Here is a 10,523-nt window from a genome sequence, read left to right on the forward strand (position 1 = left end):
CAAACCCAAATGGCCGCCGGCAAGCTGCCCCAGCTCTCTTTGGCCGAAGCCCAACTGAAGTACCGCACGGCCATCGAGGCGGGCTTGCTCAAGATCCTCTCCAAGATGGGCATTTCTCTGCTCTCCAGCTACCACGGGGCGCAGATCTTCGAGGCCATCGGCCTCAGCCAAGAGGTGATCGAGCTGGCCTTCCGCGGCACGGTGTCGCGGGTCGGGGGGATGACGCTGGCAGATCTGGCCCGCGAGGGCATGGCCAACCACTGCCGCGCCTTCCCCGAGCTGAGCGCGAAAAAATTGGAGAACTTTGGCTTTATCCAAGCGCGGCCCAAGGGGGAGTACCACATCAACAGCCCGGAGATGGCCAAGCTGCTGCACAAGGCCATTGCCTCAGGACAGCCCGACCACTACGAGATCTACCGGGCCCATCTGCGCCACCGCCCCCCCACAGCCCTGCGGGATCTGCTGGACTTTCGCAGCGACCGGGATCCCATTCCCTTAGAAGAGGTAGAGCCGGCCACCGAGATCTTCAAGCGCTTTGCCACAGGAGGGATGTCGCTGGGAGCCCTCAGCCGCGAGGCCCACGAGACCCTAGCCATTGCCATGAACCGCATTGGCGGCAAGTCCAACTCCGGCGAAGGTGGAGAAGATCCGGAGCGCTACATCCCCATTACCGATGTGACGCCGGAGGGCACCTCGGCGCGCTTCCCCCACCTGAAGGGCCTGCGCATGGGGGACAATGCCAGCTCAGCCGTGAAGCAGGTGGCTTCGGGCCGCTTTGGCGTGACGCCGGAGTACCTGCTTAACGCGCAGCAAATCGAGATCAAAATTGCCCAGGGAGCCAAGCCGGGCGAGGGCGGACAACTGCCGGGCAAAAAGGTCAGCCCCTACATTGCCAAGCTGCGCCGCTCTAAGCCGGGGGTGACCTTGATCTCGCCGCCACCCCACCACGACATCTACTCGATTGAGGATCTGGCCCAGTTGATCTTCGACCTGCACCAGGTCAATCCGCAGGCGCAGGTGTCGGTGAAGCTGGTGGCGGAGGTGGGCATTGGCACGGTGGCGGCAGGGGTGGCCAAAGCCAATGCCGACATCATCCAGATCTCCGGCCACGAGGGAGGCACAGGGGCTTCTCCTTTGAGCTCGATCAAACATGCGGGGGCACCCTGGGAGCTGGGCCTGGTGGAAGTGCATCACGCCCTGCTGGAGAACGGCCTGCGGCAGCGGGTGATTCTGCGCGTGGACGGCGGCATTCGCACCGGCTGGGAAGTGGTGATGGCGGCCATGCTGGGGGCGGAAGAGTTTGGCTTTGGGACAGTGGCCATGATTGCCGAGGGGTGCATCATGGCGCGGGTCTGCCACACCAACAACTGCCCGGTGGGGGTGACCAGCCAGAAAGAGGAGCTGCGCAAGCGCTTCCCCGGCACTCCTGACCAGGTAGTAACTTTCTTTACCTTTGTGGCCGAGGAGGTGCGCCAAGTCCTAGCCCAACTGGGCTACCGCTCCTTGGAGGAGGTGATTGGGCGCGTGGATCTACTCTGCCCCCGTACCGACGCGGCTCTGGAGAAAACCCAGTCCCTCAACTTGGACTATCTGTTGCGGACTCCCCCCGGCTTCGCTCCCCACCAGCGGCCCAAGTGGCTGGAGCATGAGCTGGTGCATGGCAACGGCCCGGTTCTGGACGAGGCAATCCTGGCGCGGCCCGAGGTGCAAAAGGCCATCGAGACCTGCGACACAGCTACAGTAGAGCTCCCCATCGCCAACACGGATCGCTGCGTGGGCGGACGCATTGCCGGCACCCTGGCCCGGCTGTATGGGGATACCGGCTTTGCCCGACAAGGGGGGCTGCTGGATCTGCGCTTTGTGGGCAGCGCCGGCCAGAGCTTTGGGGCCTTTACCTTGGCGGGCATGCGCCTGACTCTGACGGGGGAAGCCAACGACTACGTGGGTAAGAGCATGTGTGGCGGTGAAATTGTCATTCTGGCTCCCCCAGAAGCTCCGCGGGATCCAGCAGAAAACGTGATCCTAGGCAACACCTGTCTGTACGGGGCCACCGGCGGATCCCTGTTTGCCAACGGCCAGGCGGGAGAGCGCTTTGCCGTGCGCAACTCCGGCGCTCAGGCGGTAATTGAGGGATCCGGCGACCACTGCTGCGAATACATGACCGGCGGCGTGGTGGTGGTGCTGGGGCGGGTGGGCCGCAACCTGGGAGCGGGCATGACCGGCGGCCTAGCCTACGTATTGGATGAAGAGGGCAACTTCCCCGCCAAGGTCAACGGCGAGATCGTGCGCATCCAGCGGCTGCAAACAGCGGCGGCGGAAGCACAACTGAAGGGCCTGATCCAGGAGCACTACCGCCGCACTCATTCTCCCAAAGCTGAGCGCATCCTGCAGAACTGGGAGCGCTACCTGCCTCTCTTCTGGCAGGTGATCCCGCCTTCGGAGGAGGGGAGTGAGCTGACGGATCCCACGCGATCCCAGCCGGTGGCGCTGCCGTCGTAGGGGATCCGGGGCCTGTCGGTAACACTTCTTATCCCCTCGACGGCCAAAGAGGCTGGTAAACTGCGAGAGTATACTGGCCTTTTCATCCTGTAACCCCTATGAGTTCCACTTTGCAAGCTACCCAAACCCAGGCGCGAGTGCCCACTGAGACCATCCTGACACCGCGCTTCTACACCACCGACTTCGAGGCCATCGCCAAGATGGGGTTAGGCGATCGAGAGGCCGACTTCCGGGCCATCCTGGAGGAGTTTCGCGCCGACTACAACCGCCACCACTTTGTCCGCGGCGAGGAGTTCAACCAAGATTGGGAAAGCCGGCTTGATCCGGAGGCGCGGCGGCTGTTTGTGGAGTTTTTGGAGCGCTCCTGCACGGCGGAGTTCTCTGGCTTCCTGCTCTACAAGGAGCTATCTCGCAAGCTGAAGGAGACCAACCCGGTCTTGGCCGAGTGCTTTGCCCTGATGAGCCGCGATGAGGCCCGCCACGCCGGCTTCCTCAACCGCGCCATGGGCGACTTCAACATGGCCTTTGACCTGGGCTTTTTGACCAAGCACAAGTCCTACACCTACTTTGCGCCCCGCTTTATCTTCTACGCCACCTATCTCTCCGAGAAGATCGGCTACTGGCGCTACATCCTTATCTACCGCCACCTGGAGGCTCACCCCGAAGACCGCATCTACCCCATCTTCAACTTCTTCAAGAACTGGTGTCAGGACGAGAACCGCCACGGTGATTTCTTTGCCCTCATGCTCCTGAGCCAGCCGCGGCTGCTCAAGGGATGGGTGGCGGAGCTGTGGTGCCGCTTCTTCCTGCTGTCGGTGTTTGCCACCATGTACCTCAACGACGTGGGCGAGCGCCCGGACTTCTACCGCCTCATCGGCCTGGATCCCCATACCTACGACATGGAGGTGATCTACAAGACCAACCGCGAGGCGGCCAAGGTCTTCCCGGTGGTGCTGGATGTGGAGAACCCCGAGTTTGTGCGCCGGCTGCAGAAGTGCGTGGCCAACAACGCCAAGTTGAGGGAGATTGCCCGCGGTTCTGGCCCCTTCAAGGGCCTGCGCAAGCTGCCCCTTTACCTCAACAACGCCTACCAGTTCCTGCGGCTGTTCCTGCTCAAACCGCGCAAAGCTGGCTTTTACTTGTGGGAGCAGCCGGAGCCTCGTTTTGAAGAAGCGGCTGTTTCTGCTTGAGCGGCTCTTGATCCCAGCTCAGTATCGGTAAACCTCGTAGGTCAGCCATGAACATCGCCGCCGAGATTACGCCCCTCTTTTTGTTGGGAACGCTGGCCTTTTTGGGGTGGGGGTTCTGGCGAGCCCGCCAGCGGGGATCCCTGGCTGTCTGGGTGTGGTTCCAGGGATCCCTGCTCCTTTTGCCCTGGGTGGTCTTCCTAGGGCTGCTGCTGTTTGGGGTTTACCTCAGCTTTGCTGGCTTCCTGCTGCTATTGCTGGTGTTCACGGGGCTCTACATTGCCGTGGGGCGCAAAACCCGCCAGTTGGCCCAGCAGGAGCTGCAGGCGCGGCGGCAGCAGTTGGCCCAGTTAGGGGAGCGGCAGGAAGCCTCTTCGGCAGCTGAGGGGGAGGCGCCTGGGGAACGGCCAGCAGTGGTGTTGCGGGGCATCTCTGCGGAAGATTTGCAGGCCATTCAATCCATCTTCAGTCTGGACACCTTCTTTGTCACCGAGACTATTCCCTATGGGGAGGGGGCAATCTTCAAGGGCAACCTCCGCCGGGACGCAGAGGTAGTGGTGCCCCTGCTTTTGGAAAGGCTGAAGGAACGAGTGGGCGGCCGCTACCAACTGTTTTTGGTTGAGGATGCCTCGGAAAAGCCAGCGGTGGTGGTTCTGCCAGACGAGATTGTTAACTACCGCACTTCGACAGGGGCAAAGATCCTGGCTGCAGGCCTAATGCTAGCGAGCTTTCTGGCCACTTTGGAGGTGGGGGCCAACCTGCTGGGCTTCCGGCTGTTGGAGGCGCCGGGGCGCTGGGTGGAGGCCCTGCCGGTGGCGGCGGGGATCTTTGCCATTTTGCTGGTGCACGAGACCGGACACCGCTGGATGGCCGGCAAATATGGGGTACGCCTCAGCCCAGCTTTTGTGATCCCCAGCTTGGGGATTGGCACGCTGGGATCCCTAAACCGCATCCAGTCGCCGGTGCCCAACCGCAAGGCCCTGTTTGACATTGCCTTTGCCGGCCCGGCGGCGGGGGGTCTCCTTTCCTTGGTGGTGCTGCTGGTTGGCCTGAAGCTCTCCGGCTCTGGTGGCCTATACGTGCCCACGGAGATCTTCCGCAGCTCCATCCTGGTGGGCGCGCTGGCGCGGCTGGTGCTGGGATCCCAGTTGCAGGCGGAGCTGGTGCCCATTCACCCCTTCGTGGCCGTAGGCTGGATTGGCCTGGCCATCACCGCCTTGAGCCTACTGCCGGCGGGCCAGTTGGACGGCGGGCGGATCGTGCAGGCGGTGTACGGGCGGAAGACGGCGGCACGTGCTACGGTCATCACCCTGATTGCTCTGGCAGTGGCAGCCATTAGTAACGTTTTGGCCCTCTACTGGGCGCTGCTGATTCTCTTTATTGCCCGCGAGCCGGAGCGTCCCCCGCAGGATGAGATTACCGAAACCGACGGCCAGCGGGATGCCTTGGCGCTGCTAGCTCTCTTTTTGATGGTGATGACCCTGCTGCCCATTGCCCCAGCCTTGGCGGGCTTCCTCAACCTCCCCAACGGCTAAAGTCTGGGAAGCTCGATGTCGCCGCCGGGAAAGGGCTTTGGCCCCAGCCGAGAGAAGCACCTACAGCGCCTGCTGCTTCAGGCTCTCCACCATCACCAGAGGGGGCAACTGGAGGAGGCCAGCTCCCTCTATCAACAGGTGTTGCAGGCCCGGCCCACCCACCCGGAGGCGCTGCACCTTTTGGGGGTCTGTCGGCAGCAGCAGGGATCCCTGGAGGAGGCCATTGCCCTGATGCAGCAGGCTTTGGCGCAGCAGCGGTGCTTTCCCGACGCCCACTATAATCTGGCGATTGCCCTCAAGCAGGCGGGTTACCTGGGGGAGGCAAAAGCCCACCTCCAGCAGGCTCTGGAGCAAGGGGGGCCGGATCCGGAAGTTCTGTACCAGTTGGGACTGGTGCTGCGGCAGCAGGGGGAGTTGGAGGCGGCCCTGGTGCCGCTGAAGCAGGCTCTGGAGTTGCAGCCAGACTTTGCCGATGCCGCCTATACGCTGGCCATCCTGTTGCGCGATTGTGGCCGGGAGGAGGAAGCTGCCGAGCTGTTCTACCGCCTCTGGCAAGCCGATCCGGCCGATTTGGCGGCGGCCCTGGGCTGGTGTGTCAGCCAGTTGCCCCTGCTCTACGACACCTCTGAGCAGATCCCAGTTGCCCGGGAGCGCTACCGCCAAGCTCTGCAGCAGGTGAAGGCCCGCTGGGCACACCTGCCGCGGGATCCCAAAACCCTGGAGCGGGCAGCTGCTGGTGTTGGCTCCGTCCAACCCTTCTTTTTGCCCTACCAGGGCCAGAACGACCGCGAGCTGCAGCACCTGTACGGATCCCTGGTAGGGGAGGTGATGGCGGCTCGCTACCCGCAGCCCCCCCTTCTCCTGCGGCGCCGTCCTGGGCGGCTGCGGGTGGGTATCGTCTCCGGCCTGTTCCGGGATCACTCTGTTTGGAAGATCCTGACCCACGGCTGGGTAGAAGCTTTGGATCGCTCCCAAGTGGCCCTCTACGGCTTCCACACCTCGGCCGTCCAAGACGAGATTACGCGCTCCCTGCCACCGCGTTTTGAGCAGTTTATAGCCGGATCCCGCAGCTTGGCGGAGTGGCAGGCGGCAATTCGAGGGGCCCAGCTGGACGTGCTCCTCTACCCGGAAGTGGGCATTGACCCGGTCTGCGCCCAGTTGGCCGCCTTGCGTTTGGCCCCTGTGCAGGCCATGGCCTGGGGACATCCGCAGACCTCTGGCCTGCCGACGCTGGACGTTTTCATCAGTAGCGAACTAATGGAGCCGCCGGATGGGGCCGACCACTACACCGAGCAGCTCCTGCTTCTGCCTGGCATCGGCACCTACTACATCCCTCTGGACGTTGACCCCGCCCCTGTGGACTGGCAAGCGTGGGGTGTGGATCCCGATAGGGTGCTCTACCTCTGCGCCCAATCTCTGTTTAAGTACCTACCCCAGTACGACGAGGTCTTCCCCCGCATTGCTCGGGAAGTGGGGCGGTGTCAATTCCTGTTTTTGCGGGGCCGCCTCTCCCAAGGGATCCGCCAGCGCTTCTGGCAACGGCTACAGCGAGCCTTCCACGCCTACGGCCTGGCCGCGGAAGACTATGTGCTGCTGCTGCCGGAACTCTCCCCCGCCCAATATGCCGCCTACAACGCCCTGGGAGATGTTTACCTGGACAGCATTGGCTGGTCTGGCGGCAACACCACCCTGGAAGCCCTGCCCCACGGCCTGCCCATCGTCACGCTGCCGGGATCTCTGATGCGGGGTCGCCACACCTACGCCATCCTGCAGCAGATGGGGATCCATGCAACCATCGCCTCTAACCTAGATGAGTATGTCCAGATTGCTGTGCGCCTGGGCCTGGATGACCGCTGGCGGGAACAGATGGGCCAGCAGGTAAAAGCCCGCCAGGAGCGCGTCTACCGGGATCCGGCCCCCATCCGCGCCCTGGAAGCCTGGTTGCAAAGTCTAAAGACCTGAGGGTTGGTTTCAGCCTGATAGCCCTAAGCGCTAACTTGCTTGGGCCAGCCCTTCTCCAGCGGGATCCCGGCCTTCCAGACGGCAGAACAGTTGCCGCATCAGCAGCTCCCGTTGGCCCAGCGAGAGATGGGGGGCAAGGGCACTGGGAAAATGAGGCATGGCCAGAGTGACGCGATCCAGCAAGTCGGCGCGGCGGTGCTTTTGCTGGATGGCCCAAGCCCGCTGCACAAGCTCTGCGGCTGTTTCCAGCTCCAGCCCTGCTCGTTCGGCCAGCCAAGCCGCCAATTGCTCCAGATCGGGATCAAAGCGCAGCCGGTACATGTAGATCAGCATGCCGATCCCAAGCACTAGGCCTATGGCGCTGGCCACATAGGCAGCCTTGATGGTAGTTCCCGGCAGATAGGCCACCGCCGAGACGCGCAAGATTTCATAAGGGATGCGAATTAAGCTGTAGCCGACAACATAGGTCCAAACCCAGGTGCCATCCTTAAGCTTGGGAAATCGCCAGAACATCCCCATCAAGAGAGCAAACAGAACCAGGTTAAGGAGGCTCTCGTAGAAAAAGATGGGGTGAAAAAACTCAAACTGGCTGTATTCCGGCTCGCGGGCTTGGGGGGGGATGTATACCCGCAAGGGCCACCTGCTGTCGGGGGGAATAGGGGCACCGTAGGCCTCGGAGTTAAAAAAATTGCCCCAGCGCCCGATGGCTTGGCCCAAGATTAACCCCGGCGTGAGCACATCGGCGTACTTCCAGCCGTTGATCCCGGTGGCGCGGCAATAGAGGTAAAGAGCAAGCGCGCCAGCCAAGATCCCACCGTGGATGATGATACCTCCCCGCCAGATGGCGAAGGCCGAGAGGGGATCGTCCCTGAACTCTGACCAGTGGGTGAGGACATAGTAGAGGCGGGCGCCCAGAAACCCAGACACCACCAGCCACAGGGCCAGGATCTCGACCCGTTCGCTGGCCTTGCCGGGCTCTTTCTCCAGATGGCGAGCCTCTGCTAGGGCTTTGGTTAGGAGCAGGCCGACCAACACGGCAATAGCCATCAGCAGGCCGTACCAGCGCAGCCCCAGCCCGCCCACCAGCGGAGTTTCAGGTGGAAAACGGAAGACAAACTCTCCCGGCGAGCTGAAGGTAAGGCCCAGCAGCCTTGCACCCCATAGGTTCATTAACAGCACGCTCTGCACCTCAAAATCCTCAACTCAGTCCCCCTGTCGATCCAGCTTGCCTCTACTCGCGCAACACATAGCCTACACCGCGCACTGTTTGGATGAGGCGCTTTTCCCCTTGGCCTTCGATCTTGAGGCGCAAATAGCGAATATAAACCTCGATGATGTTGGAGTCGCCCGTAAAGTCATACCCCCACACATGCTCCAAAATCTGTTGGCGGCTGAGCACCTGGCGAGGGTGTTCCATCAAGTAGCGCAGCAGCTCATATTCCTTGGCCGTCAGCTCCACCTGTCGCTCTCCCCGGCTCGCCTGCCGCGTCACCGGATCCAGTGTCAAATCCATAAACACCAACCGGCCGTCGCGGGATCCCTTGGGGTGCTGCAAATAGATCCGTATCCGCGCCAGCAACTCCTGCAGGCTAAAGGGCTTGACCACGTAGTCATCTGCCCCAGCATCCAGCCCTGCCACCCGATCTGCCACCTCGTCGCCGGCGGTCATCAGCACCACGGGCACGCGGTTGCCCGTCAAGCGCAGTTGCCGACAAACCTCCAACCCTGAGATCCCGGGCAACAGCCAGTCCAGCAGCACCAAGTCGGGATTCTGGTCGCGGGCTGCCGCCAACCCTGCCGTGCCATCGCCGACCACACTCACCCGATATCCCCTATAGGCCAGCTCAGTTTCCAGGAAACGGGCCAGTTTGGCCTCATCTTCGATCACCAGAATGTGGGCAGAGGAGGATTCCGGTTCTGGCATACTCTCTCCTCAAAAGAAGAGGCGGGAAACTTGCTCACTGCCCACCAGCATACCTTAGCCGTGGGAACTGGCAGTACTGATCAATCCATCCTGCTCCCGAAGTTGGTTTGCTGAGTGTTGCTACCGTACCCCTTGATTCTTTGACAGGCTGTACCTGAGTTCCTATAAAGATTTTGACCTGTCTAGCAGCCCAGCCTAGCATAGCTCCTGGGACTTCCTTGCTGGCAGTGCTGACGGGATTAGAAAGTTAAGTTTTCCAGGGCTAGAGTTCTTCTCGATCTGCTGATTGCATTCTGCTTGGGGATCTCTAAGCTGTCACTGCTTCCGGTTTTATCTCTGCTAGGAGAAAGAGTAGACGAGATTGGGATCCCTTCCCATCACCCACAAGCTATTAGGGCTGGCAACATAACGGTATGCCGCTCTCTTCTTGCTCGCGCTGTACAGCCGGTCAGCGAGCTCCGCAATCTCCAAATGTAACGCAAGCCGTTCTAGCCAGGCGACAGGAATTCCTTGTACACCATAGTACGCTCCTGCCACTTGCCCACATACCGCAGCGGTTGTGTCGGCATCGTTGCCTAGATTTGCCGCCATGAGAACCGCTTCCTCAAAACTGTGGGAACGAACAAAACACCACATCGCCGCTTCCAGACTGTCCACCACATACCCGGAGCCTCGTATCTCATCTTCCAGCTTTTGACGGTAGGCTCCGCGGGCAATCGCAACGATCTTCTCGGCCCCCACGAATGTCTGGCTGTCACCCAGGGCAACCTCATCCTTTGAGCTGCCAGATAATGCCCGACAAATGATCCGCGCCAAAAGACGACAAGCATCTAGGCATTCCGCCGCACCGTGAGTAATTCGGGAACTCTCCGCTGCAAATCGTTCTGCTGCTTCCAGGTTCGGGAAGAAGAACATTAGGAATCGGCGCTAACCGTGTTATGCACCCATTGCCGGCTGAGCGCGGATCGCTTGACCCGGCAAAGGGGTTTCCTGTCTGGCGAAACCTGCGCAATGCAGAGGCGGTCGTAGAACCTATGTCGAAGCATGTCCCAGTACTGCTCAAGTAACCCGTCTCGGCCCACTTGCAATAACGCCTCATTTGATCATGAGCGTCGAACCCGTTGCACTCAACAAGGCTGGTTGCTAGGCAAAGCGCCATCGAAGTATCATCAGTCCACTGGCCTGCACGGAGATGGAATGGACCTCCGCCAACCATATCCGTCAGCGGTGTAAAGCTTCCCCGTGGACGAAACTCAACGGTAGTGCCGATAGCATCCCCAACGGCAAGACCGAGAAGACACCCACGGAAACGGTCTTGTTGCTGCATCTGCGTTCTCCCAAGTGGGGTAACGTTTGAGCTCAGTCCGCGGCCCGTCAGGGCCGTCGCGCCTGCAGCGATGAGTTAGGAATACTCAA

The 10,523-nt window shown here is 61.3% G+C and carries 7 protein-coding genes and 1 pseudogene; 4 read left to right on the plus strand and 4 right to left on the minus strand.

The annotated features are described in order from the left end of the window. The 4 genes from NW841_RS04340 to NW841_RS04355 all read left to right on the plus strand — a co-directional run. Positions 1-2,499, plus strand: a 2,499-nt coding sequence (locus NW841_RS04340; RefSeq protein ID WP_414385544.1) for a glutamate synthase-related protein, incomplete at its 5' end; no start/stop codon positions are given. A 98-nt stretch (positions 2,500-2,597) separates the two neighbouring features. Beyond that, positions 2,598-3,689 carry a magnesium-protoporphyrin IX monomethyl ester (oxidative) cyclase gene (gene acsF / locus NW841_RS04345; RefSeq protein ID WP_414385546.1) on the plus strand — a complete coding sequence of 364 codons (1,092 nt, stop codon included), beginning with the start codon at positions 2,598-2,600 and terminating at the stop codon, positions 3,687-3,689. A 47-nt stretch (positions 3,690-3,736) separates the two neighbouring features. Next, positions 3,737-5,221, plus strand: coding sequence for a site-2 protease family protein (locus tag NW841_RS04350; protein ID WP_414385547.1), 1,485 nt, complete (start codon positions 3,737-3,739; stop codon positions 5,219-5,221). 15 nt (positions 5,222-5,236) lie between these two features. Beyond that, entirely contained in the window at positions 5,237-7,183 is a 1,947-nt protein-coding gene (locus tag NW841_RS04355; protein ID WP_414385549.1) for a tetratricopeptide repeat protein, read from the plus strand. A gap of 30 nt (positions 7,184-7,213) precedes the next feature. Here the strand turns inward: NW841_RS04355 and lgt are convergent, their stop codons facing one another. The 4 genes and pseudogenes from lgt to NW841_RS04375 all read right to left on the minus strand — a co-directional run. After that, complete coding sequence (gene lgt, locus NW841_RS04360; RefSeq protein ID WP_414385551.1) at positions 7,214-8,371, minus strand: prolipoprotein diacylglyceryl transferase; 1,158 nt, start codon at positions 8,369-8,371, stop codon at positions 7,214-7,216. Positions 8,372-8,414: 43 nt separating this feature from the next. Further along, positions 8,415-9,107: a response regulator transcription factor gene (locus NW841_RS04365; RefSeq protein ID WP_414366464.1), complete on the minus strand. Its 693-nt coding sequence runs from the start codon at positions 9,105-9,107 to the stop codon at positions 8,415-8,417. Between the two features lie 339 nt (positions 9,108-9,446). Beyond that, positions 9,447-10,022 (minus strand): ADP-ribosylglycohydrolase family protein, encoded by a 576-nt coding sequence (locus NW841_RS04370; RefSeq protein WP_414385553.1) that lies wholly within the window; start codon positions 10,020-10,022, stop codon positions 9,447-9,449. Between the two features lie 13 nt (positions 10,023-10,035). Then, a pseudogene (locus tag NW841_RS04375) lies at positions 10,036-10,434 on the minus strand (ADP-ribosylglycohydrolase family protein); the annotation flags it as partial. Positions 10,435-10,523 lie beyond the last annotated feature (89 nt).

The sequence above is a fragment of the Synechococcus sp. H60.3 genome, from assembly GCF_047462295.1.
Lineage (GTDB): Bacteria > Cyanobacteriota > Cyanobacteriia > Thermostichales > Thermostichaceae > Thermostichus.

What these genes read in the sequence shown, in the direction of transcription:
- NW841_RS04355 (WP_414385549.1), top strand. Translation starts at nt 5,237, where the DNA reads ATGTCGCCGCCGGGAAAGGGCTTTGGCCCCAGCCGAGAGAAGCACCTA.
- NW841_RS04370 (WP_414385553.1), bottom strand. Translation starts at nt 10,022, where the DNA reads ATGTTCTTCTTCCCGAACCTGGAAGCAGCAGAACGATTTGCAGCGGAG.
- NW841_RS04350 (WP_414385547.1), top strand. Translation starts at nt 3,737, where the DNA reads ATGAACATCGCCGCCGAGATTACGCCCCTCTTTTTGTTGGGAACGCTG.
- NW841_RS04365 (WP_414366464.1), bottom strand. Translation starts at nt 9,107, where the DNA reads ATGCCAGAACCGGAATCCTCCTCTGCCCACATTCTGGTGATCGAAGAT.
- acsF (WP_414385546.1), top strand. Translation starts at nt 2,598, where the DNA reads ATGAGTTCCACTTTGCAAGCTACCCAAACCCAGGCGCGAGTGCCCACT.